Raw genomic sequence first — 21766 nt, 5'->3', positions numbered from 1 at the left:
CGAAAAGCCGCGCAAGGCCGGTGACTTAAACGTTGAGCCTCTCAATAGTGCCTGGAATGCTCACGATCTGGAAAGCATCCTGTCGCACTACGCCGTCTGAATCCGTTTTTTCCCCTTTCCCACGGTCGACCGCAGCAAAACGAAAAAAAGGGCCCCGGAATTTCTTCCGGGGCCTAACCGAGGTTGCTACAGAGAGAGACTGATGAAAAGGTGTTGCTGAAAGCGGTCGCTTACGCGTAGGTCGGGGCGAAGGCTTCTTCGGCCGAGACCGGGCCGCCGTCGCGCCAGTAGGGCGAGAGCTTGCGCAGCTGGGCGATGATCGGCGGCACGGCTTCGATGACGCGGTCGATTTCCGCTTCGGTGTTGTCGACCGACAGCGAGAAGCGGATGGTGCCGTGGGCGGCGGTGTAGGGGATGCCCATGGCACGCATCACGTGCGAGGGTTCGAGCGAGCCGGAGGTGCAGGCCGAGCCGGAGCTGCAGGCGATGCCCATCTTGTTGAGCAGCAGCAGGATGGCCTCGCCTTCGACGTATTCGAACGCGATGTTGCTGGTGTTGGGCAGGCGGTTTTCAGGGTTGCCGGTGGGGAAGGCGTGCGTGACCTGGGCGAGGATGCCTTTTTCCAGCTTGTCGCGCAGACGCTTCACTTCGGTGTTTTCCTTCGCCATGTTCTGCATGGCCAGTTCGCAGGCGGCGCCGAGGGCGACGATGGAGGCGGAATTCTCCGTTCCGGCGCGTCGACCGCGCTCCTGGTGGCCGCCGCGCAGCAGCGGGCGGAAGCGGCAGCCGCGGCGCAGGTAGAGGACGCCGATGCCCTTGGGGGCGTGCAGCTTGTGACCGGACAGCGAGAGCATGTCGATCTTGGTGTTCTTGAGGTCGATGGGCAGCTTGCCGACGGCCTGCACGGCGTCGGTGTGGAACATGATGCCCTTTTCGGCGGCCAGCGCGGCCATTTCCTCGACCGGGAAGATGGTGCCGGTTTCGTTGTTGGCCCACATCACCGAGACGATGGCGACGCGGTCATGCAGCAGCGACTTGTATTCGTCGATGTCGAGGCGGCCCTTCTTGTCCACCTTGAGCTTGTGGACGATGTAGCCTTCCTTTTCCAGCCAGTCGCACAGGGTCAGGATGGCCGGGTGCTCGACGACGGTGGTGATCACCGTGTTGCGCTCGGGCTGGGCCTTGAGTGCCGACAGGATGGCGGTGGAATCGGATTCGGTGCCGCAGGAGGTGAAGATGATTTCCGAGTCGTGTTCGGCGCCGAGCAGGGTTTGCACCTGCGTGCGGGCCTTTTTCAGCGCCTTGCCGACTTCGCTGCCGAAGGCGTGGATCGATGAAGCATTGCCGAAATGTTCGGTGAAGAACGGCAGCATGGCCTCGACGACGCTCGGATAGACACGGGTCGTCGCGTTGTTGTCCAGGTAGATCGGGTTCATGGCGCGGTCCTCGGTTTCTCTGTTGGGGTTGGGGTGGCTGCCGGTCGCTTGGGGTCGGCCGGCAGCCTTTTCTTGTCGACGTTTGCGCTCAGGCTTCGACCGGCATGTGCGAGGCCGGCAGCACCTGCACCAGTTCGCCCAGCGTTTCGATCATCTTCTGCTGGATGCCGCCCAGGGTTGCCGCTTCCATCATGCAGCCCGAGCAGGCGCCCTTCAGATGCACGTAGATTTTCTTGCCCTGGACGTCGGCCAGTTCGACATCGCCGTGGTCCCGCTGCAGCATCGGGCGGACCGATTCGAGCACTTCCTGGATCTTGGCGATCTTCTCGACGATCGACAGTTTCTTGGTCGGCGGCTTCGGCGCTTCCGGGGTGGCCGGGCAGGCCGCCGGCGGTGAGGTTTCGCCCATGCCCGGACGCTCGGCTTTGACCTTGGCGAGGATTTCCTCGATGCCTTCGTGGCAGGAGGCGCAACCGCCGCCGGCCTTGGTGTAGAAGGTGACTTCTTCGACGGTGTTGAGGTTGTTGGCCTTGACCACGTCTTCGATCATCACGGCGTCGATGGCGAAGCACTTGCAGATCAGCGCGCCTTCTTCATGATCGTCATGCCATTCCTCGCCGCGGTAGTTGGCGATGGCAGCCTGCAGCGCTTCGCGGCCCATGACCGAGCAGTGCATCTTTTCCGGCGGCAGGCCGTCGAGGAAGTCGGCGATGTCCTGGTTGGACACCTTCAGCGCCTCGTCCAGTGTCTTCCCCTTGACCATCTCGGTCAGCGCCGAGGAGGAGGCGATGGCGGAGCCGCAGCCGAAGGTCTGGAAGTGTGCGTCGAGAATGATCTCGGTTTCCGGCTCGACCTTGAGCATCAGGCGCAGCGCGTCGCCGCACTGGATCGAACCAACATCGCCGATGCCGTTGGCTTCTTCCAGCGGGCCGGAGTTGCGCGGGTTGAAGAAGTGTTCGCGGACCTTGTCGGAATATTCCCACATGATTTTTGCCCTCAGACCGAGAAGGAAGAGCCGCAGGAGCACTGCGAGCTGGCATTCGGGTTGTCGAATTTGAAACCGGTGTGGGTCAGCGTGTCGACGAAGTCGATGGTGACGTTGTCGATCATCGGCATGGTCATCGGATCGACCAGCAGCTTGACGCCTTCGATTTCGAGTTCCCAGTCGTCTTCGGCTTTCTCGGCTTCCAGTTTCATGCCGTACTGCAGGCCGGAGCAGCCACCACCCGAGATCATCAGGCGCAGGCCGGCGACCGGCGTTTCGGAACCACGGATGAAGCGTTGAACGGCCTTGGTGGCAGCGGGTGTGAGGTGGATCATGGCGGTCTCCCAACGGTTGATGGCCTACTCCTGCAAGGGCCGTGCCACACCGCTGCCGCCTTGTATTTGCTTGTTTAATCGACGTTTTACCGAATTTGTCGGCCGTCGTGTGCCTGTCGCATTTGCGACAAAGCCGTCGTCAGGCGGACAAACGCCCGCGCAAGCGGGGAACCGCCCAGTCGGTGAAGGCTCGGATGCGTGGCGACAGCAGCCGGTTCTGGGCATGCACCAGGGTCACCGGCACCGGCGGCGGCGCCCAGTCGTCGAGCACACGGACCAGTTCGCCGGCGGCCACGGCAGCGCTGACCTGATAGGCCAGGAAACGCCCGTAACCCAAGCCTTTGCTGCAGGCTTCGAGGGCGACGTCGACCTGGTTGGCGGCGAAAGTTTCCCGGACCTGAACATGCCGACGCTCGCCGGCGTGTTCGAAAATCCAGTCGTTGCCATCCGGCAATCCGGCGAAGCGGACGGCCGGCGCTGCGGTGAGCGCCTCCGGTTGCTGCGGCCGTCCGTGGCGTTCGAGAAACGCCGGGCTGGCGCAGACGACGCGCTGCGTTGTGCCGAGCGGGATGCCGATCAGCGACGAATCGGGCAGCGGGCCGATCCGGATGGCGAGGTCGATGCCTTCTTCGAGCAGGTCGATGACCCGGTCGAGCAGCAGCAGTTCGATGCGCATTTCGGGATGACCGACCAGAAAATCGGTGACCAGCGGCGCCACGTGCAGGCGGCCGAACATCACCGGTGCGGTGATCGCCAGCCGGCCGCTGGGCCGCATGCGGCGATCGGTCAGCGCGCTTTCCATGTCGTTGAGGTCGCCGAGCAGACGCCGGCAACGCTCGACGTAGTCGCGTCCTTCGTCGGTGACCGACAGCCGGCGCGTGGTCCGGTTGAGCAGGCGGACGCCCAGCGTTTCCTCCAGGCCGGCCAGCGTGCGCACGACGGCGGTCAGCGACATGTCGAGGCGTTCGGCCGCGCCGGTCAGGCTGCCTGCATCGACGATGTTGACCAGCACGGTCATCGCCTTCAGTTTGTCCATGGCAAAAGTATCAATCCGTTTTTCGGTTCAATATAAACCGGTTTTGGCTATTTGTTGCGATCGACGGATGGCTCAACATGGCGTCATTCTTCGGAGATTTTCGCCATGTCCCGTCACTTTGCCGATCTTGCCTATACCGCCCGGGTTCGCGCCGAACAGCGCCAGCGCCTCGGCGCGGCATTGCCGACGCCGGCCGGCGATCCGGTGGCCCGGCTGGGCGAGCGCGAAACCCGGTTCATCGCCGCCCGCGACAGTTTCTTCCTGGCCACGGTCGGCGAGGGCGGCTGGCCGCATGTCCAGCATCGCGGCGGACCGGCCGGTTTCCTGCGTGTCGTCGATCCGCAAACCCTGGCGTTTGGCGACTATGCCGGCAATCGCCAGTTCGTCAGCGTCGGCAACCTGGCCGGTCAGCCCCGGGCAGCGCTGATCCTGGTCGACTACGCACAACGCCGGCGACTGAAGATGCTTGCCGAAATCGAGGTGCAGGCGCCGACCCCGGCCACGCTCGAGTTGGTCGCCATGGCCGATGCGCCGCGGCCGGAGCGCATCCTGTGGATCAGGGTGGCCGCCTTCGACTGGAATTGTTCGCAACACATCACACCGCGCTACACCGCCGACGAGTGGCGGGCCGGCATCGATTTTTCCCAGACGTAAAACCCAAGGAGACAAGCATGAAACTCTACAACCTCTCGTTGTCCGGCAACTGCTACAAGGTCCGGCTGTTTGCCGCGCTGGCCGGCATCGATGTCGACATCGTCGATGTCGATTTCCTCGGCGGCGAACACAAGCGGCCGCCGTTGATCGATCTCAATCCCTGGGGCGAGATTCCCGTGCTAGTCGACGGCGATGTGGTGCTGCGCGACTCGCAGGCGATCCTCGTCTATCTGGCCCGCAAATATGCCGGGGAAAGCTGGTTGCCCGGCGATCCGGCCGGCATGGCGGAAGTCGTCCAGTGGTTGTCCACCGCGGCCAACGAGGTCCAGAACGGGCCGGCTTCGGCGCGACTGATCGACAAATTCGGCTATTCGCTGGACAAGGCCGACACGCTGCGCCGGGCGGCCCGGATTCTGCCGTTGCTCGAAGGCCGCCTGGCTCGCCACCCGTGGCTGGCGCTTGGCCGGCCGAGCATTGCCGATTGCGCGGTTTTCCCCTATGTCGCGCTGGCGCCGGAAGGCGGTGTCGACCTGACGCCGTATCCGGCGATTCTGGCCTGGATCGAGCGGGTCAAGGGCTTGCCCGGTTTCCTGTCGATGCCCGGCGTCTGATCAGCCGAGAACCTGTTCGTAAGCGCGTCGCATCAGCTGGCGTTCGACATCGGTCAGCTGGCGCGCTTCGGTGATCGCGATGAAACGGCTGCGGGTCCGCTCGGCGGCGTCGAACGGTGGGTCCATGCTGGTGAACACGCCGAGCAGCACGGGCACGTCGCCGGCCGGCGTATCGACCCAGGCCTGAAATTCGGCCTCGGGTTCGATGGCGCCTTCCGGCAGGCCGAGTTGCAGTTCGGCTTCGCGGATCACGGCGGTAGGGTGAACCTGGATTTTCGGCGAATAATCCTCGTCGCGGATCGCCGCCAGTTCGGGCAGCGGCGCAAAGGCGACGACGCCCGAGCTCAGGCACAGATAGCGTACGCGGCCGCTGGTCCGGTGCTTGTGCAACAGGATCAGCCGCGGCGGCAGGTGCGGGGGCGGGACGAAGCTCATCAGCCGACTACTTCGCGTACTCGGCCATGACCGCTTCGCCCCGCAACTGTTCCGGACGCCCCCAGATCTGCACGTAATCCACGTATTGCCCGGCGTCGGCCGGGTTGGGCTGCAGCACCTGGTATTCCGCGAAAACGCGGCCATCCGGGAAAAACGTTGCCTTGCCGTAGCGGGCCTTGCCGCGCCAGGTCGCGATGACGCTGACCTCCTGCGAGAAGGGGTCGGTGGTTTCGCTGAACGTGACGTCGGACCAGACCGGTTCGTCGCCGATCGACAGGCCGAGTTTCTCGACCTGCGACCGGAGCGCGGCACAAACCGCGGCACCGGTCGCGGCATCGGGCAAGGGTGCTGCCATGAGCGCCGGTCAGCCCTTCTGGGCGGCGTTCAGGCGGGCGGTGGCGTCGGCCCAGGCCTTGCAGGCGTCGTAGGTCGATTGCGAGATGCCCGGAATCTCGTGGTAACCCGCCGGCAGGCGGTCTTCGACGAGATCGTGCAGCTGCGATGCCCACTCCGACGCAATGCGCTTGAGCTTTTTGACTTCCTTGTCGAGGACGGCGATTTCTTCTTCGCTCATGGTTTTCTCCCTTGGGCTGCGACCAGGCGGCTCAGAGGCCGGCGACTTCCGGATGCTGGCCGATGCGCTCGAGGGCGACGGACAGCAGCTTGTCGGCTTCGTCCTTCATCTTGGACAGGCTGGCGAAGCCGAAGCGATGCACGTCGCGCAGCGTCTTGTCGACGACGATCAGCTTGCCGACGGAGATCAGCGCGCGGCCGAAACCTTCGTGCGTCAGGTGGATCAGCGGCACGGCCAGCAGGTTGCATTCCTTTTCGATCAGCACGGCGATGGCGTTGTAGAAGGCCTTGACGCGCGAGATCGTGATGTCGTCCGGATCGCCGACCAGCGGGATTTCGGCCTTGCGTTCCTTGGTCATGATGAACGGGTCGAGGATCTGTTCGACGGTCCAGCCCTGATAGGTGCCGTAGGTGTCGAGGGCGCGCATCTGGCGCGACATTTCCTTGATGAAGTCGGTTTCGAGGATCGGATCGGCGGCGACGGTGGTCATGATTTACTCCTGTTGGGAAAGGGTGGGCCGGGCGGCGTCGGTGAGCAGGCGCGGCGCCGGCAGTAGATGCGGTGCGACGGCAATGGCGATGCGGGCGACGATCAATGCGCCGACGAAGCCGCAGATCGCGCCTAGCGCGGTGGCGGCATCGTTGCCGCTGAATTCGTTGCCGATGCCGGCACCGAGCAGCATGGCAAAGGCGGGAAACAGGTAGCCGAGCAGGGCGGAGAAGGTCAGGCGGCTTTCCGGCAGGCCGACGCGCACCATCTCGCCGACCTTGAGCTCCGGCGTGGCGGGCACGACCAGCAGCGTCGCCGGCCGGCCTTCGGCCATCTTGCCGATGCTGCAACTGCTGCCGTGGCCGCAGGAACTGCAGCCGCCGGTTTCCATGGCGACCACGGCGCGTTCGCCGTCGATGCGCTGGACGATGCCGCGATGTTCGATCATGCCGGTGGCCATCAGCCTTCCCAGCCTTCCTCTTCCATCGCCGCGAAGCGGTCCACCGAAACGGCCTTCTGCTGCAGCGCGACGGCCCGGTCGATCCAGGCCACGCCGCCTTCGGTCATCGCCCTGGAAATTTCGATCAGCAGGTCGTCGACCGCATCGACTTCGTTGATGCGGATCGGCTGGATGCCCTTGGCCATCAGCTTCTTGATCGCCGAGGCGCCGATCGCCATGACATAGACAGCGGCGCAGCCTTCGAGGAAATCGACCTTGCTGGCCAGTTTGTCCTCGTTGCCGTCCATCGCCTCTTCGGGGAATTCGGCGACGCCGACCAGCGTGGCCTTGTCCGGCGTCACTTCATAAACAACGAAACCTTCGGCGGCGCCGAAGTGCTGATTGACCCGCGTGCGGTCCGTCGAGGCGAAGGCCACCTTGAGCACGGCTTCCGGCTCCTGCTTAATGGACCAGACCAGGCGCAGACGTCGAGATGACATGTTGGTTGCCGTGGCTGTCGCGGTCGTCTGCCCAGTAAATTGATCGATAGGCTTCGAGTTCATGGTGTTGTCCCAGCATCAGGTTGGCGAGATCGAACAGGGCTTGCCGGGATCCCCGGTAGCCCACCCAGGTGCGGGCATAACCGCCCACGTGGTCGTACTGCGGAAAACCGGCGCGCAGCAGCGGCAGCGCGAGCCGCTGGGCGGTCTCCGCGGCGTGCGAATTGGCGATCAGGAACTGCGCATCGTTGGCGCGTGCCTGCTTTTCGAGGTCCTCGAGGTCGCCGACGATGACTTGCGGAATGGCCAGCCCGTTCAGGCTGTCGTGCTTGTGCGGGCAGACGGCGGCGACGATCTCGGCGCCCATGCCGCTCAGGAAGCGCACCTGCATGCCGAGCAGGTCAGGGTCGGCGGCCAGCGCCACGCGGGCGAAGCCGATCATGAAGTGGCTGTCGACCATGGCGTCCTGCAACTGGGCACGGTGACGCTCGACCTTTGCCGGAACCGGCTTGCCGGAGATGTCGGCCAGCGCTTGCGTGAAGGCGTCGCAGTCGTCGAGCCCCATCAGGCCTTCGAAACGCCAGTCGGGCACGCCGGTGCGTTCCTTGAGCTTGTCGGCGGCCTTGTACAGCGAGGGGCCGACGACCAGGGTTGCGGTCGACTCGCCCATGCTCTCGATTTCGCCGCGTGGCGTGCCGCCGATGGTCAGCGCCGAAGTTTCGGCATCGGTCAGGTGGCCGTCCAGCGAATCGCCGATGTCCGGCAAGACCACCGGGCGCAGTCCGAACAGCTCGATCCAGTCCTTGATCGCCTCGATGTCGCCCGGCGTCAGCATGCCGGAGGCCAGTACGTTGACCTGTTTCGGCCGTTTGCCGGCGCTCTGCGAACGCGGCACCAGCGTATCGACGATGGCTTCGATGGCCAGCGCGTAGCCGCTTTCCAGGCAGCCGAGGTAGTCCGGCGTGTTGACCGGCACCACGGCGACGTTGTCGTATTGCGGGTACTGCGTGCGGAAATCCTTGACCGCACGGTGGATGTCGGTGCCCTGCGTTTCCGACAGCCCGGTGGTGACCAGGCCGATGATGTCCGGCTTGTTCTTGTCGGACAGCGTGCGCAGCGCTTCGATGATGTTCTCGTCGGCGCCCATGATCGTCGACACCTGGTCCATCGCCGTCGTCTGCAGCGGGATGGGTTCGCGGAAATGGCGGACGAAGAACACCTTGCCGAAGGCCGTGCAGCCTTGCGAGCCATGCATCAGCGGCATGCTGCGGCCGAGCCCGAGAAAGGCGAGCGATGCGCCGATCGGCTGGCTGACCTTCAGCGGATTGACCGCCAGTGCCTTCTTGCTTTGGATGATCTCGGCCATTTTGCGTGGACAGGAGAGTGACTGTGTTCATGTCTTAGCAAGGACCGCGCCATTGATAAACTGTTAATGAATCAATGGGTTGGAAAATCCTGTTTTGTCGGTTGTCCGACAAATTGCAGGGGCTTTCGCGTTGTCGTCGGGATGTTTTGCAAAAGGTTTCGGCGGCATGTGAAAATGGCCGCTTCATCATTGTCGACCGCACACCGTGAGAGAACGCCGCCGCGCCCTTCGCCGTCATCTGAGCGGCAAGGTCACCCTGCAACTGGGGCAGAAACTTCATGAATTCCCGGCTGCCGACATCTCCGTTTCAGGGGTCGGCGTACAACTCGACGTGGCGGTTTTCGGCCCCAAGCCGGCCGGCGAAGTTGGCCTGTGCCGGATCGAGTCGCCGGACTTGCCGCAAGCCATCGAAGCCTACGTCAGCGTGATGCGTATCCGCCACGTCGGGCAGCAATACCTGCTTGGGTTGCGCTTCGAATCGATCGATGACGAGCAGCTTGAGTTGATCCGGCGTTACCAGTTGAGCGGGGTGGCTTGAGTTAAACCGGCAAAAATAATAAAATTAATATAAACAAAAAGGCATTGCCGGTGTCGGCGTGCCAAAAGAGACCGGCTGTGAGAATCCCAACGTCGCACAGTCGAAAAAGCGGAGAGTTTCGGGATGATTTTTGGTAATGGCAGGCAGCTCGCGCAACTGGAAGCGGCGCTGCAGCAGGCACGCGAACGCGAGACGGCGCTGGCCAACGAACTGGACAACCTGCGCCGGGATGCCGGCGCGATCGAGCAAGCAGCGCGCGACAAGGAACGGGAGTGTGAAATCCTGCGCGCCACGTTGCGCAATCTGGCGTTGTTCAGCCAGTCGCTGGGCAGTTCCCAGGGCAGCCTGGGGGATATGGCCAATCTGTTGAAGGAAGAAAAGCAGCAGGCGGTGGAAGCGGCCGAAGTATCGACCAGCAGCGGGCAGACGACAACCGAGATCGCCGCCAACCTGCATCGACTGGCCGAGGATTCGGCGCGCGCCGCGCGCGATGTCGAAGTGCTCGCCGAGCAGGCGACGCAGATCGGCGCCATCGTCCAGTTGATCCACGAAATCGCCGACCAGACCAACCTCCTGGCCCTCAATGCGGCGATCGAGGCAGCACGGGCCGGCGAGGCCGGGCGCGGTTTCGCGGTGGTGGCCGACGAAGTGCGCAAGCTGGCCGAGCGCACGGCCAAGGCGACCAAGGACATCGACGCGCTGGTCACCGGCATCCGGCAGGATTCGACGCAGGCCAAGACCGCCATGGAAACCCTGGCGCAGACCGCCGACGAATACAGCGAGCGCGGCAACCGGGCGACCGACGACATGAATCGCCTGATCGGCCTGTCACACAAGATGGAGCAGGTCATCGCCGGCAGTGCGCTGAAGAGCTTCGTCGAAGTCGCCAAGGTCGACCACCTGGTCTTCAAGTTCCGCATCTACATGGGCTTGTTCGGCCTGGAGAGTATTGATCCGGCGAATGTCGCATCGCACACCACTTGCCGGCTCGGCAAGTGGTACTACGAAGGCGAAGGACGCGATTGCTTCAGTCGGCTGGATGGCTATCGCGAGATCGAACCGCCGCATGTCGACGTGCATCGCTACGGCATCGAAGCGCTCAAGTGCCAGCAGGGCGGCGATTTTGACCAGATGCTGCGGCATGTCGAGGCGATGGAGCGCGCCAGTTTCCTGGTGCTCGACAATCTGCAGCGAATGGCCGACAGCGCTCACGACGATCCGCGGGTGCTCTGCATCTCGCATTGATCCGCCGCGGGCGTTGAAAAAAAACCGGCCGAGGCCGGTTTTTTTTCAGGGCTGGAAAAACGCTTCCAGCTGACCGAACACCGCGTGATCCGCGTGGTGCCGGCGGACTGCGGCGACGTCTTCGAGCTTTTCCAGCTGGCGGATCATCTGCGGCAGCCGCTGGTCTTCGTTGACCAGCAGCCAGATCCGGCTGTGCGTGCCGTCGCCGACCGGCAGGCAGGCGATGCCTTCGACGTTGTAGGCGCGACGCGAAAACAGGCCGACGACGTGCGACATCACGCCGGCGTGGTTGGCGACGTCGATTTCCAGCACGGCGCGCGACAGCGCGCGTTGTTCGTTGCGGTTGATGGCGTTCATCGTTCAGGCTCCGATCATGTCGCGGTTGGCGGCGCCGGGCGGCACCATGGGATAGACCTTCTGTTCGGCGTCGATGCCGGCGTGGATCAGGCACGGACCGGGGCGGGCGAAGGCGTCGGCCAGCGCAGCGCAGGGATTTGCCGCCTGATCGAGGTCGACCGCAGCAATGCCCAGCGCGCGGGCGGCGGCGACGAAATCGGGCATGGCCTGGAATTCCGACGCAAACAGCCGTTGACCGTAGAACAGCGTCTGCTGCTGGTGCACCAGGCCGAGCACGGCGTTGTTCATCAGCACGATCTTGACGTTGGCGCGCTGCTCGGCGGCGGTGACCAGTTCCTGGATGTTCATCAGGATCGAGCCGTCGCCGGTGAAGCAGACGACGGTGCGTTCCGGTGCCGCGAGGGCAGCGCCGATCGCCGCCGGCACGCCGAAGCCCATCGTGCCGAGGCCGCCGGAGGTCAGCCACTGGCGCGGCCGGCGCAGCGGGTAGGCCTGCGCTGCCCACATCTGGTGCTGGCCGACGTCGGTGGCGACGATGGCGTCGTCGTCGAGACAGGCGGCGACCGCCTGGATCAGGCCGAAGTGCGAGCGTGGGTCGTCGAGGCCGGGCAGCGGTTGCGGGTGGGCCGCCTTCAGTGCATTGATGCGGTCGACCCAGGTCTTGCGCGGATTTTGCGGCACAGCCGGCAGCAGCCGGCCGAGCGCTTCGGCGACATCGGCGACGATGCCGACGTGGGCGGCCTTGATCTTGTCCAGTTCGGCGGCATCGATGTCGATGTGGATGATCTTCGCCTGCGGGCAGAAGGCGGCGACCTTGCCGGTGGCGCGGTCGTCGAAGCGGGCGCCGACGGCGATCAGCAGGTCGCATTCGTCGAGCGCCAGGTTGGTGTAGGGCGCCCCGTGCATGCCGAGCATGCCGAGCGACAGCGGATGGTCGACCGGCATCGCGCCGAGCGCCATCAGCGTCATCACGGTCGGCAAATTGGCCTTTTCGGCGAGGTCGACCGCAAGGTCGGCGGCGCCCGAGTGGATCACGCCGCCGCCCAGGTAGAGCAGCGGGCGCTGGGCGCCGGCGATCAGCGATGCGGCTTCGGCCAGCGCCGGGCCGTCGGCCGGCGGTGGCATGACGCGGCGGCCCGGCTCGGGCCAGGCGGCGACCTCGATGGCGCGGCTTTGCACGTCCTTCGGGATGTCGATCAGCACCGGGCCGGGGCGGCCGGAGGCGGCGATCTCGAAGGCGCGCGGGATGATTTCCAGCAATTCCTCGGTCGAGCCGACCAGGAAGTTGTGCTTGGTGATCGGCAGCGACAGGCCGTAGGTGTCGACTTCCTGGAAGGCGTCGGTGCCGATCATCGCCTTCGGCACCTGGCCGGTGATGGCGACCAGCGGGATCGAATCGAGCTTGGCGTCGGCGATGGCGGTCAGCAGGTTGGTCGCGCCGGGGCCGGAGGAGGCCATGCAGACGGCGACTTCGCCGGAAACGCGGGCCATGCCCTGGGCGATGAAACCGGCGCCCTGTTCGTGGCGGGCGAGCACGTGGCGGATCGCGGTCGACTGGCCGAGTGCGTCGTAGATCGGCAGGATCGCGCCGCCGGGATAACCGGTGACCAGGCGTACGCCCTGGCGTTCCAGCAGGCGCACGGTGATCTGGGCACCGGTCAAGGCTTCGTTGGCGGTTGAATTGGGTTGGTCTGACATCTGGGCACTCCTTTCGGTTTCCGGTTTTGCCGGCGGGGCCCAAGAAAAAACCCCGCCGGTTGCGCCGGCGGGGTTTTCGGAAATCTGCTTGCTGCTGCCTTTATCCGATCCGCGACGGCGCGGGTACAACGACGCCTACGACAATGACGCGTACGACGGATACGATGGCGGCCAGCAGCGCGGCAGCAGCACGGATCGTATGGCGTTCGGTCATGATGGAATCGGGTCCGGAAAAAAACGGGTTCGCCAATATCGCCGAATTTCCGGCGAATATCAACACCTTGCGTTGTGGGGTTATTTCGTCGTCGTTTGCCAGGGCTGGACCGGCACGCTGGAGATCGCGTTGGTCGGCGCGCCGTCGATCACCCGGCGACTGATCGCCAGATAGACCAGCACGTTGCGCTTGCGGTCGATCAGCCGGCTGACCTTGGTTTCCTTGAAGATCAGCGAGGTGCTGTCGCTGAACACGGTGTCCTTGTCGGCGAGTTTGGCCGGCAGCACGATCGGCCCGACCTGGCGGCAGGCCAGCGAAAACTGCGACGGGTCTTCGGCCAGCCCCAGGCTGCCCTTGATGCCGCCGGTGCGTGCCTGGCTGACGTGGCAGGTGACGCCGGGGATGTCCGGATCGTCGAAAGCGTAGATGCAGACGCGGTGATTGGCGCCGAGCAGCTTCCAGGCCGTGGTCACGCAGCCGATTTCCTCGGCGGCGGCGGGCAGGGCGAGCAAGGCGAGGAGCAGGGGCAGCAGTCTGGTCATGGTCTTCTTCCGGTTAGAGCGGCGTCAGCTGGTCGGCGTATTTGCTCAGGATGGCATAGATGTCGGCGTCGAAGGGCGGGCGTTCGGCCGCCAGCAGCACCGGCACCGCATCCGGCGTTTCGGCGGTGCCGAGATAGCGCCACTGATCGATCAGGTGCAGCGTCGACAGTTCGCGCAGGGCGGCCGGGCCGGCGAACGGCCAGCGCGGCGGCGGGCCGACGTCGGCCGGGCGACGCGGCCGCTGCAGCGCCGGTGGCGAGGCGCGGCGCAGGCGGGCTTCCTGCAGGCGGGCGCCGAGTTCGCCGGCGGTCTCGATCCAGCTGATCCGGCGTACCCGGGCATGCGCGTCGCGGTCACGCGTCGTGCGCGGCTTGGCGGCAAAGTGCTGGAACACCTGGCGGGCGATGTTGCCGGCCTTGCTAATCCACAGCACGCGGTCGTCGCCATCGTGCAGCACGAAAACCCCCGGGGTTTCCGGCAGTTCGTCGGCCAGGCCGGGATCGAGCTGCGGCGGCAGGGTGCGCGGCGGGTTCTGTTCGGCGATGGCGTCGGCGATCTCGGCGCTGTCGCGGTCGACGTGCAGTTTTTCCCAGAATTGATGGATCAGCTGCGCGTCGGCCAGCGCCCGGTGACGGGCTTCGGCGTGCAGCGCGTGGCGCTCGATCAAGGCATCCAGGCTGTGCCGCGTGTGGCTCGGGTAGAGCGCGCGCGACAGCTTGACGGTGCACAGTACCGGCGCGCGGAAATCGATGCCGATGCGCTTGAATTCGTTCTTCAGGAAGCCGTAGTCGAAACGCGCGTTGTGGGCGATGAAGGTGCGGCCGCGCAGGCGTTGCAGGGTATCGTCGGCAACGCTGGCGAAGGTCGGCGCGGTGGCCACCATCGCGTTGCTGATGCCGGTCAGGTTTTCGATGAAGGGCGGGATGCGGATCTGCGGATTGACCAGCTGCTGCCATTCGCGAACGCTGCCGTCGGCGTCGACTTCGACGATGCCGATTTCGGTGATGCGGTCGATGCTGGCGGTGGCGCCGGTGGTTTCGAGGTCGACGAAGGCGATGGGCTGCATGCCCGGCATTTTCTCACGATTGCCGCGGTCGACCGCAGATGGCGGGCAAAAACGCGGCGCGCCGGGCTGTCCGGCCGGGCGCGCCGCAGTCGGTTTACAGGTCGAGTTCGCCCTTCAGGCTGTCGATCCAGGCGGCCAGGCGGGCCGGCGTCTTGTCTTCCTCGTTGATGTTGTCGAACGGGAAGCCGACGAACTTGCCGTCGCGCTCGGCGAAGGAGTAGGTGTAGGTGTAGCCGTCGGTCGGGAAGCTGCCGACCAGCGTGGCGCCGCGTGCCTTGAACTTGTCGTGCAGGATGCCCAGCGCGCTGACGAACTGTTCGCCGTGCGCCTTGTAGTCGCCGGCGCCGAACACGGCGATGGTCTTGCCAGCGAAGGACGGCTTGTCGTTGTCGAGGTCAAGCAGCGGATCGCGCCAGTCGTTCTGCACTTCGCCCGAGCCCCAGGTCGAGCAGCCGAAGATCAGGACGTCGAAAGCCAGCATGTCGTCGAAGTCGGTGAAGTCCTCTTCCATGTTGAAGACGTTGAAGTCCTCGACGTCGAAGGCTTCGGCGATTTGCTCGGCCACCGCCTTGGTGACGCCGGAACTGCTGCCGTAGAAGATGCCGATGCTGGCCATGAGGTTTCCTTTCTGTCCGAGAGTGTTGTTCCGTCGGCCACCTCCCATGCGGCCGCGGTCGGGCAAGACCCTGCCCGAAGTGTGGGTAAGCAAGAAAAACGCCAAGGCGGAAAGCCTTGAAAACCGGTCGTCCGGGGCTGGCGTGTCGGTCGTCTGTCGGCTTTGCGACAAGCTTCGGCGGACGGCTGCATTTGCCGCGGCCAACTAGATATAGTCGTCGGGATGGGTTCGCTTACTACCGATTGTGTCCGCTTCTTGACAGGCGAATCCCGGCCCGCCTACACTGCGCCCCGTTGATGGTTCCCCGCCCGGGGATTAAAACGGGAATCCGGTGACGCGTTGCACGACGCGAATCCCGGGGCTGCCCCCGCAACTGTAATCGGCGAGCGCTTCGCCAATCTGGCCACTGGTTTGTACCGGGAAGGCGGACGGAGCGCGTCGAGCCGAGAGCCAGGAGACCTGCCGCAACGTCCTTCCAACCAACGATGGGGCGGGGTGTCCCTGGCGAAAGGTGTTTGCGTGACCGCATTTTTGCTCGTTCGTGATCGTCGACCGCAACCGGCCGTGGCCGGCGTGCGTCCGTTCGCGTGCGGCACGCGCCGGCTTTGCTCCGCCCCCCGATACGGAGCAACGTCGTGTCCTCGAACGCCCTGAGCAGCCTCGCCGATCTTTCCGCCCACAGCACCGCCGCCCTGCAGGTGATCCGCCGTAACGGCGCCGTCGTCGATTTTCATCCCGAGAAGATTTCGGTCGCGCTGACCAAGGCCTTCCTCGCCGTCGAAGGCAGCCAGAGCGCGGTGTCGTCGCGGGTGCGCGAGATCGTTGCGCGGCTGACCGAGGTCGTTGTCCGCTCGCTGACCCGCCGCCTGCCCGACGGCGGCACGGTGCATATCGAGGACATCCAGGATCAGGTCGAGCTGGCCTTGATGCGTGCCGGCGAACACGACGTCGCCCGCGCCTACGTGCTCTACCGCGAGCGTCGCGCCGCAGAACGCGCCGAGCAGGCGGCCCGGTTGGCGGAAGTGCAGGGCGTGCCGCAACTGCACGTGACGGTCGATGGCGAACGCCGTCCGCTCGACGTCGCCGCCTTGCTGCAGCGCTGCGAAGCGGCCTGCAACGGCCTGGGCGACGGCGTTTCGGCGCGGGTGATCCTCGATCACGCGTTGAAGAACCTGTACGACGGCGTCGCGCTGAGCGATGTCTATCAGGCGCTGATTCTCGCCGCGCGCACGCTGATCGAGCGCGAACCGGGCTACGACTACGCCACCGCCCGCCTGCTGCTGGCCAGCCTGAACGAGGAAGCGGCGGGGGTTGGCGCGGCGCAGGATGCTGCGGTCGACGCCGCTTATTTCGCAAAATTCATCGCCCGCGGCATCGCCGCCGAACTGCTCGACCCGCGCCTGGCCGATTACGACCTGGAGCGCCTGGCCGGCGCTTTGAAGCCCGAGCGCAACCAGTTGTTCGGCTACCTCGGCCTGCAGACGCTGTACGACCGCTATTTCCTGCACATCGACGGCCGCCGCATCGAGACGCCGCAGCTTTTCTTCATGCGCGTGGCGATGGGTCTGGCCTTGAACGAAATCGACCGTGAAGCGCGCGCCATCGAGTTCTACGACCTGATTTCCAGCTTCGATTTCATGTGCTCGACGCCGACCTTGTTCAACAGCGGCACGCTGCATTCGCAACTGTCGTCGTGCTATCTGACCACGGTGGCCGACGACCTCGATGGCATCTACCAATCGATCAAGGAAAACGCGCTGCTGCAGAAGTACGCCGGCGGCCTCGGCAACGACTGGACGCCGGTGCGCGCGCTGGGCAGCCGCATCAAGGGCACCAACGGCCAGAGCCAGGGCGTCATTCCCTTCCTCAAGGTGGTCAACGACACGGCGGTGGCGGTGAACCAGGGCGGCAAGCGCAAAGGCGCCGTCTGTGCCTACCTGGAAACCTGGCACCTGGACATCGAGGAATTCCTCGAACTGCGCAAGAACACCGGCGACGAGCGTCGCCGCACGCACGACATGAACACCGCCAACTGGATTCCCGACCTGTTCATGCAACGGGTGATCGCCGGGACCGACTGGACGCTGTTCTCGCCGGTCGACGTCCCGGACCTGCACGAGAAATCCGGCCGCGCCTTCGTCGAGGCGTATGAAGCCTACGAAGCCAGGGCCGCCGCCGGCCAGTTGAAGCTGCACAAGAAAGTGCCGGCGGTGCAGCTGTGGCGCAAGATGCTGACCATGCTGTTCGAGACCGGGCATCCGTGGATCACCTTCAAGGACGCCTGCAACCTGCGCTCGCCGCAGCAGCACGTCGGCGTCGTCCATTCGAGCAATCTGTGCACCGAAATCACGCTGAATACCTCGGACGATGAAACGGCCGTCTGCAACCTTGGTTCGGTCAATCTGCCGGCGCATCTGAAGGATGGGGCGCTGGATCGGGAAAAGCTTGCCAGAACGGTGTCGACCGCCATGCGCATGCTCGACAACGTCGTCGACATCAACTTCTACGCGACGCCCAAGGCGCGCAACGCCAACCTGCGCCACCGCCCGGTCGGCATGGGCATCATGGGTTTTGCCGATTGCCTGTACCAGTTGGGTATCGCCTACGCCTCGCCGGAAGCCGTCGAATTCGCCGACCGCAGCATGGAAGCCGTCTGCTACCAGGCCTACTGGGCGTCGACCGAGCTGGCCAAGGAACGCGGCCGCTATTCCAGCTTCACCGGCAGCCTGTGGGATCGCGGCATTCTGCCGCACGAAAGCATCGAACTGCTCGAAGCCGGCCGTGGCGAGGTGGTGGCGGTCGACCGCCAGGTGGCGCTGGATTGGCCGGCGTTGAAAGCGCGCATCGCGCAGTACGGCATGCGCAACTCCAACTGCGTCGCCATCGCGCCGACGGCGACCATCTCCAACATCGTCGGCGTCTCGGCCAGCATCGAGCCGGCCTACCAGAACCTCTACGTCAAATCCAACCTGTCCGGCGAATTCACCGTGGTCAACGAGGCGCTGGTTCGCGACCTCAAGGCGCTCGACCTGTGGGACGAGGTGATGGTCTCCGACCTCAAGTACTTCGACGGCTCGCTCGCCCGCATCGAGCGCGTGCCCGACGAACTCAAGGCCCGCTACGCCACCGCCTTCGAGATCGACCCGGTATGGCTGATCGAAGCCGCCGCTCGCCGCCAGAAATGGATCGACCAGGCGCAATCGTTGAACCTCTACCTGGCGCTGCCCTCCGGCAAGAAACTCGACGAAATCTACAAGCTGGCCTGGAAACGCGGTCTCAAGACCACCTACTACCTGCGCACGCTGGGCGCCAGTCAGGCCGAGAAGGCCGGCGGTCGCGACGATGCCGTGACGCAGGAGGAAGCGCCGAAGTTCTGCTCGATCGACAATCCGGAGTGCGAGGCATGTCAGTGAAACCCGCCAAGCTCGTTCGACGGATTGCGGTGCAGGCTGACCCGGCTTGCCGGGTCAAGCGAGCGACGGCGAGCGGCCGTAGCCACAATCCGGAGTGCGAGGCCTGCCAGTGATCGCCATCCCCTTGATCTGCAAGACGTTATTGCCCGGTTTTTAACGTTACCCGGCGATCGATAACCGTAATTCACGTGACGGAAGCGGCACCGGCCTTTGATGATCGGCCGCTCCACCTTCTTGCGTCACTTTTCCCCGCCTTTTCGAGTTTTTCATGAATCGATTCTTACGCAAACGCAGTTTCTGGGCCGTCACGCTGGCGGCATTGCCGATCGGCGCCCTGGCCGACGACGTCACCAACCTGGAAACGGTGGTGGTGACCGGCCGCCGTGCCGAGGCGCGGCTGGAGGATACGCCGCAGCGTATCGAGGTGATCGGCAAGACCGACATCGAGCGCACGCCGGCCCGCGAACTGAGCGATCTGCTGAAGAAGAACAGCAGCGTCGACATCATCCAGTATCCGGGCAATTCGTCGGGGATCGGCATCCGCGGTTTCCGGCCCGAGTTTTCCGGCATCAACAAGCGTTCGCTGCTGCTGGTCGATGGCCGGCCGGCGATGGCCACCAACCTCAGCCTGGTCAACATCGACCGGCTGGAGCGTGTCGAAGTGCTGAAAGGGCCGGCGTCGGCGCTTTACGGTTCGTCGGCGATGGGCGGCGTGGTCAATCTGATCACCCGGGAAAGCCGCGGCGCGCTGGGCGGTTTCGCCCAACTCGGCTACGGCAGTTTCGACACGCGCGAACTGCGCGGCGGTGTCGGCGGCGCGCTGTCGAAGTGGTTCGACTTCGACTACAGCGGTTCCTATTTCGACCAGAACGACGATTTTCGCATGGGTAACGGCGTCGACCGCCCGAATACCGCTTACACGCAGCAGAACCACGCGCTGCGCCTGGGTTTCAACCTGACCGAGGACTGGCGCCTGGTGCTCAACAGCGACCTGTACCGCGGTCGCAACATTGCCACGCCGGGCGATCTGGCCAACGGCACCAATGCGCAGAGCAACAAGGACATGGATCGCAACAGCCACGACCTGAAGCTGACCGGCCGTCTCGGCGCCCATCGCCTGACCGCGCGCGCCTTTGCCGGCGAGCAGTCCTACCAGCTGTACAAGAAGAGCAGCACCACGCTGGCCGACCAGCCCTACCTGCCGTTCCGCAGTTTCGACGAGGAACTCCGCTTCCACGGCTGGCAACTGCAGGACCAGTGGGCGTGGAGTGACTGGGGCATGACGGTGTTCGGCGTCGATCAGGAGAATGCCCGCCAGAAAACGCGCAGCTACAACGCCAACGGAACCGGCAAGGCGCCGTCGAGCGCCAACAACGAGCGCCGCTCGCTGGGCTTATACGCGCAGAACTCGCTGTTCCTCAACGATGGTGCGACGAGTATCGATTTCGGCCTGCGGCATGACCGGATCACTACCGAAACCTTCTCGACGCCGTTGATGACCACCTTCACGCCGGGCGAGGCGGCGTTCACCACGACCAATCCGAGCATCGGCTTCAAGCAGCGGCTGATCGACGGCCTGCGCCTGCATGCCACCGCCGGCAAGGGCTTCGTGCCGCCGTCGGCGACCGAACTGACCGGCTCGGCAGTGACCGTCAAGGCCGGCAAGGACGACGTGCTGTCGGGCAACCCGGGCCTGCGGCCGGAATCCAGCATGACCTGGGACCTCGGCCTGGAATGGTCGGCCGGCAAGCTGTTCGCCGATCTGACCGTGTTCCGGACGCGGGTCAAGGACAAGATCACCCGCGTGCAGGTCGGCGAGGATGTCGACAACCGCTACTTCTCCTACACCAACGCCGACAGCGCGCGCATGGAAGGCCTGGAGTGGGACGGCCGCTGGCAGGCGGCGGAATTCCTGACCCTGTCGGTGTCCGGCACGCATTACTTCAAGCGTGTCGAGGACATCGCCGGCGCCACGTCGAACATCCGCAACGTCGCCCGCAACGTCTGGCGGGTCGCGGCCGATGTCCAGCACGGTGCCTGGAGCGGCCGCCTTGGCGCCCGCTATGTCGGCCGGATGAACGACAACGACTGGAACGGCAACAGCGCCAACATCGTGACCTACGAACCGTTCACCGTCGCCGACCTGGCCGTGCGCTACCGCATCGACCGCCATCAGTCGGTGTCGCTGCAGGTCGAGAACCTGTTCGACCGGTTCTATTGGGAAAAGGCGGGTTACCCGCTGCCCGGCCGTAACGGCCGACTGGCCTATCGCTACGATTTCTGACGGAGAAGCGTCATGGACCTGATTCAACTGATCGAGCACCTGCTCTACGAGGTTTCCACCGCGCTCTACCTGCCGGTGATCGGCGGCTGCGCCTTGCTTGTCGCCTACACGCCGGTGCAGCTCGGGATCACGCTGTTCGACGCCTGGCAGCGCTGGCGCGGCCGTTTCCCCGAGCGGGCGGCGTTCTTCGCCGCGCTGGCGCGGATCCGGCCGGCCGCCGGAACCTTGCCGATCGAGGTCGAGCGCCTGTTGCAGGCGCATGAACTGGCGCTGTCGCACCGGCTCGACCGCATCCGTTTCGTGATCAAGGTCGGTCCGGCGCTCGGCCTGATGGGCACGCTGATCCCGATGGGCATCTCGCTGGCCGCGCTGGCCGAGGGCAACATCCCGAAGATGGCCGGCAGCATGGTCACCGCGTTTACGGCGACGGTGGCCGGCCTGGGCGCCGGCGTGCTCGCCTACCTGATCGCGCTGTCGCGCGAGCGCTGGGCGCGCGAGGACGTGCGCGAGATGGCGCATGCCGCCGAACTGGCAATTGCCGGCGTCGGTCACGGCGCCGTTGAACATCACCTGCAGGCGGAGGCCGACGATGCGATTGCTGCAGCGGCGTAGGCGCTTTGCCCTCGACGGCGAAGCCCTCGAAGACCCGATCGCCGGGGTCGCCAACCTGTTCGACGCGAGCATTGTCTTCATCGTCTCGATGATGATCGCGCTGTTCATGGCCTACAACATGATGGACCTGCTCGACCCGAGCTCCGAGGTGACGATGGTCAAGAAGAACGCCAACGGCGAGATGGAGATCATCACCAAGAAGGGCAAGGAGATCAAAGCCTCGAAAGTGACCGACCAGAAATTGTCGGGCAAGGGCGAGCGCCTGGGCACGGCCTACAAGCTGCCGGACGGCAAGGTGGTCTATGTGCCGGCGGAGTAACT

24 protein-coding genes and 1 riboswitch are annotated in these 21766 nt (G+C 64.8%); of the genes, 8 read left to right on the top strand and 16 right to left on the bottom strand.

The genetic code is table 11. The features are described 5' to 3' along the window. Positions 1-230: 230 nt before the first annotated feature. From nifS to L0962_RS07145, 4 genes are all read right to left on the bottom strand, one after another. Positions 231-1436 carry a cysteine desulfurase NifS gene (gene nifS, locus L0962_RS07160; protein ID WP_234085665.1) on the bottom strand — a complete coding sequence of 402 codons (1206 nt, stop codon included), beginning with the start codon at positions 1434-1436 and terminating at the stop codon, positions 231-233. Between the two features lie 88 nt (positions 1437-1524). Continuing rightward, the gene (gene nifU / locus L0962_RS07155) at positions 1525-2421 is read right to left on the bottom strand and encodes a Fe-S cluster assembly protein NifU (RefSeq protein WP_234085664.1); all 897 of its coding nucleotides are present in this window, start codon (positions 2419-2421) and stop codon (positions 1525-1527) included. Between the two features lie 11 nt (positions 2422-2432). Next, complete coding sequence (locus L0962_RS07150; RefSeq protein WP_234085663.1) at positions 2433-2756, bottom strand: iron-sulfur cluster assembly accessory protein; 324 nt, start codon at positions 2754-2756, stop codon at positions 2433-2435. A 139-nt stretch (positions 2757-2895) separates the two neighbouring features. Beyond that, positions 2896-3792 (bottom strand): LysR family transcriptional regulator, encoded by an 897-nt coding sequence (locus tag L0962_RS07145; RefSeq protein WP_234085662.1) that lies wholly within the window; start codon positions 3790-3792, stop codon positions 2896-2898. Positions 3793-3897: 105 nt separating this feature from the next. Between L0962_RS07145 and L0962_RS07140 the strand changes: the two genes are divergently transcribed. Both L0962_RS07140 and L0962_RS07135 read left to right on the top strand, forming a co-directional pair. Next, positions 3898-4446 (top strand): pyridoxamine 5'-phosphate oxidase family protein, encoded by a 549-nt coding sequence (locus L0962_RS07140; RefSeq protein ID WP_234085661.1) that lies wholly within the window; start codon positions 3898-3900, stop codon positions 4444-4446. A gap of 17 nt (positions 4447-4463) precedes the next feature. Then, the gene (locus L0962_RS07135) at positions 4464-5057 is read left to right on the top strand and encodes a glutathione S-transferase family protein (RefSeq protein WP_234085660.1); all 594 of its coding nucleotides are present in this window, start codon (positions 4464-4466) and stop codon (positions 5055-5057) included. On the opposite strand, the gene L0962_RS07130 is transcribed toward L0962_RS07135, so the two are convergent. The 7 genes from L0962_RS07130 to nifN are packed head-to-tail and all read right to left on the bottom strand — an operon-like array spanning position 5058 to position 8860. Beyond that, complete coding sequence (locus L0962_RS07130; protein ID WP_234085659.1) at positions 5058-5492, bottom strand: hypothetical protein; 435 nt, start codon at positions 5490-5492, stop codon at positions 5058-5060. A 7-nt stretch (positions 5493-5499) separates the two neighbouring features. Beyond that, the gene (locus tag L0962_RS07125; protein WP_234085658.1) at positions 5500-5847 is read right to left on the bottom strand and encodes a hypothetical protein; all 348 of its coding nucleotides are present in this window, start codon (positions 5845-5847) and stop codon (positions 5500-5502) included. A gap of 9 nt (positions 5848-5856) precedes the next feature. Beyond that, positions 5857-6066, bottom strand: a complete 210-nt coding sequence (locus L0962_RS07120; RefSeq protein WP_234085657.1) for a CCE_0567 family metalloprotein — start codon at positions 6064-6066, stop codon at positions 5857-5859. Positions 6067-6097: 31 nt separating this feature from the next. Further along, positions 6098-6556, bottom strand: a complete 459-nt coding sequence (locus L0962_RS07115) for a NifX-associated nitrogen fixation protein (RefSeq protein WP_234085656.1) — start codon at positions 6554-6556, stop codon at positions 6098-6100. 3 nt (positions 6557-6559) lie between these two features. Next, positions 6560-7015 carry a SoxR reducing system RseC family protein gene (locus tag L0962_RS07110; protein WP_234085655.1) on the bottom strand — a complete coding sequence of 152 codons (456 nt, stop codon included), beginning with the start codon at positions 7013-7015 and terminating at the stop codon, positions 6560-6562. Beyond that, positions 7015-7494, bottom strand: coding sequence for a NifB/NifX family molybdenum-iron cluster-binding protein (locus L0962_RS07105; RefSeq protein WP_234085654.1), 480 nt, complete (start codon positions 7492-7494; stop codon positions 7015-7017). The genes L0962_RS07110 and L0962_RS07105 overlap by 1 nt, the downstream gene beginning before the upstream one ends. After that, complete coding sequence (gene nifN, locus L0962_RS07100; RefSeq protein ID WP_234085653.1) at positions 7457-8860, bottom strand: nitrogenase iron-molybdenum cofactor biosynthesis protein NifN; 1404 nt, start codon at positions 8858-8860, stop codon at positions 7457-7459. Before nifN ends, L0962_RS07105 begins: the two co-directional genes overlap by 38 nt. A 205-nt stretch (positions 8861-9065) precedes the next feature. On the opposite strand from nifN, the gene L0962_RS07095 reads away from it, so the two are divergent. Together L0962_RS07095 and L0962_RS18235 are read left to right on the top strand one after the other, a co-directional pair. Beyond that, entirely contained in the window at positions 9066-9398 is a 333-nt protein-coding gene (locus L0962_RS07095) for a PilZ domain-containing protein (protein ID WP_234085652.1), read from the top strand. 123 nt (positions 9399-9521) lie between these two features. Further along, positions 9522-10643, top strand: coding sequence for a methyl-accepting chemotaxis protein (locus L0962_RS18235; protein ID WP_301332256.1), 1122 nt, complete (start codon positions 9522-9524; stop codon positions 10641-10643). Between the two features lie 45 nt (positions 10644-10688). Here L0962_RS18235 and ilvN read toward each other — a convergent pair whose 3' ends face one another. From ilvN to L0962_RS07060, 5 genes are all read right to left on the bottom strand, one after another. Beyond that, a complete protein-coding gene (gene ilvN / locus L0962_RS07080) occupies positions 10689-11000 on the bottom strand; it encodes an acetolactate synthase small subunit (protein ID WP_234085651.1) in 312 nt (103 codons plus the stop codon). Between the two features lie 3 nt (positions 11001-11003). Then, the gene (gene ilvB / locus L0962_RS07075; protein WP_234085650.1) at positions 11004-12698 is read right to left on the bottom strand and encodes an acetolactate synthase large subunit; all 1695 of its coding nucleotides are present in this window, start codon (positions 12696-12698) and stop codon (positions 11004-11006) included. Positions 12699-12992: 294 nt separating this feature from the next. Then, positions 12993-13454 (bottom strand): CreA family protein, encoded by a 462-nt coding sequence (locus L0962_RS07070; RefSeq protein WP_234085649.1) that lies wholly within the window; start codon positions 13452-13454, stop codon positions 12993-12995. Between the two features lie 13 nt (positions 13455-13467). Then, positions 13468-14520 (bottom strand): 3'-5' exonuclease family protein, encoded by a 1053-nt coding sequence (locus tag L0962_RS07065; RefSeq protein ID WP_234085648.1) that lies wholly within the window; start codon positions 14518-14520, stop codon positions 13468-13470. A 94-nt stretch (positions 14521-14614) separates the two neighbouring features. Then, positions 14615-15136: a flavodoxin gene (locus tag L0962_RS07060; protein WP_234085647.1), complete on the bottom strand. Its 522-nt coding sequence runs from the start codon at positions 15134-15136 to the stop codon at positions 14615-14617. A gap of 280 nt (positions 15137-15416) precedes the next feature. Beyond that, positions 15417-15618: riboswitch (cobalamin riboswitch) on the top strand. Between the two features lie 153 nt (positions 15619-15771). Between L0962_RS07060 and L0962_RS07055 the strand changes: the two genes are divergently transcribed. The 4 genes from L0962_RS07055 (at position 15772) to L0962_RS07040 (ending at position 21764) form a co-directional block, all read left to right on the top strand. Beyond that, a complete protein-coding gene (locus L0962_RS07055; RefSeq protein WP_234085646.1) occupies positions 15772-18549 on the top strand; it encodes a ribonucleoside-diphosphate reductase subunit alpha in 2778 nt (925 codons plus the stop codon). Positions 18550-18817: 268 nt separating this feature from the next. Next, a complete protein-coding gene (locus tag L0962_RS07050) occupies positions 18818-20833 on the top strand; it encodes a TonB-dependent siderophore receptor (protein WP_234085645.1) in 2016 nt (671 codons plus the stop codon). A 12-nt stretch (positions 20834-20845) separates the two neighbouring features. Next, entirely contained in the window at positions 20846-21445 is a 600-nt protein-coding gene (locus L0962_RS07045) for a MotA/TolQ/ExbB proton channel family protein (protein WP_234085644.1), read from the top strand. Then, positions 21423-21764, top strand: a complete 342-nt coding sequence (locus L0962_RS07040) for a DUF2149 domain-containing protein (RefSeq protein ID WP_234085643.1) — start codon at positions 21423-21425, stop codon at positions 21762-21764. Before L0962_RS07045 ends, L0962_RS07040 begins: the two co-directional genes overlap by 23 nt. The last annotated feature ends 2 nt before the right edge of the window (positions 21765-21766 follow it).

Origin of the sequence: Azonexus sp. R2A61 (assembly GCF_021401135.1) — a bacterium.
GTDB lineage: Bacteria > Pseudomonadota > Gammaproteobacteria > Burkholderiales > Rhodocyclaceae > Azonexus.
The sequence above is the reverse complement of the archived record's forward strand: the minus strand, read 5'-3'. Positions and strand labels throughout refer to the sequence as shown.

Coding starts and splice junctions, on each gene's coding strand:
- nifS (WP_234085665.1), bottom strand. CDS start 1,436: ATGAACCCGATCTACCTGGACAACAACGCGACGACCCGTGTCTATCCG.
- nifU (WP_234085664.1), bottom strand. CDS start 2,421: ATGTGGGAATATTCCGACAAGGTCCGCGAACACTTCTTCAACCCGCGC.
- L0962_RS07150 (WP_234085663.1), bottom strand. CDS start 2,756: ATGATCCACCTCACACCCGCTGCCACCAAGGCCGTTCAACGCTTCATC.
- L0962_RS07145 (WP_234085662.1), bottom strand. CDS start 3,792: ATGGACAAACTGAAGGCGATGACCGTGCTGGTCAACATCGTCGATGCA.
- L0962_RS07140 (WP_234085661.1), top strand. CDS start 3,898: ATGTCCCGTCACTTTGCCGATCTTGCCTATACCGCCCGGGTTCGCGCC.
- L0962_RS07135 (WP_234085660.1), top strand. CDS start 4,464: ATGAAACTCTACAACCTCTCGTTGTCCGGCAACTGCTACAAGGTCCGG.
- L0962_RS07130 (WP_234085659.1), bottom strand. CDS start 5,492: ATGAGCTTCGTCCCGCCCCCGCACCTGCCGCCGCGGCTGATCCTGTTG.
- L0962_RS07125 (WP_234085658.1), bottom strand. CDS start 5,847: ATGGCAGCACCCTTGCCCGATGCCGCGACCGGTGCCGCGGTTTGTGCC.
- L0962_RS07120 (WP_234085657.1), bottom strand. CDS start 6,066: ATGAGCGAAGAAGAAATCGCCGTCCTCGACAAGGAAGTCAAAAAGCTC.
- L0962_RS07115 (WP_234085656.1), bottom strand. CDS start 6,556: ATGACCACCGTCGCCGCCGATCCGATCCTCGAAACCGACTTCATCAAG.
- L0962_RS07110 (WP_234085655.1), bottom strand. CDS start 7,015: ATGGCCACCGGCATGATCGAACATCGCGGCATCGTCCAGCGCATCGAC.
- L0962_RS07105 (WP_234085654.1), bottom strand. CDS start 7,494: ATGTCATCTCGACGTCTGCGCCTGGTCTGGTCCATTAAGCAGGAGCCG.
- nifN (WP_234085653.1), bottom strand. CDS start 8,860: ATGGCCGAGATCATCCAAAGCAAGAAGGCACTGGCGGTCAATCCGCTG.
- L0962_RS18235 (WP_301332256.1), top strand. CDS start 9,522: ATGATTTTTGGTAATGGCAGGCAGCTCGCGCAACTGGAAGCGGCGCTG.
- ilvN (WP_234085651.1), bottom strand. CDS start 11,000: ATGAACGCCATCAACCGCAACGAACAACGCGCGCTGTCGCGCGCCGTG.
- ilvB (WP_234085650.1), bottom strand. CDS start 12,698: ATGTCAGACCAACCCAATTCAACCGCCAACGAAGCCTTGACCGGTGCC.
- L0962_RS07070 (WP_234085649.1), bottom strand. CDS start 13,454: ATGACCAGACTGCTGCCCCTGCTCCTCGCCTTGCTCGCCCTGCCCGCC.
- L0962_RS07065 (WP_234085648.1), bottom strand. CDS start 14,520: ATGCAGCCCATCGCCTTCGTCGACCTCGAAACCACCGGCGCCACCGCC.
- L0962_RS07060 (WP_234085647.1), bottom strand. CDS start 15,136: ATGGCCAGCATCGGCATCTTCTACGGCAGCAGTTCCGGCGTCACCAAG.
- L0962_RS07050 (WP_234085645.1), top strand. CDS start 18,818: ATGAATCGATTCTTACGCAAACGCAGTTTCTGGGCCGTCACGCTGGCG.
- L0962_RS07045 (WP_234085644.1), top strand. CDS start 20,846: ATGGACCTGATTCAACTGATCGAGCACCTGCTCTACGAGGTTTCCACC.
- L0962_RS07040 (WP_234085643.1), top strand. CDS start 21,423: ATGCGATTGCTGCAGCGGCGTAGGCGCTTTGCCCTCGACGGCGAAGCC.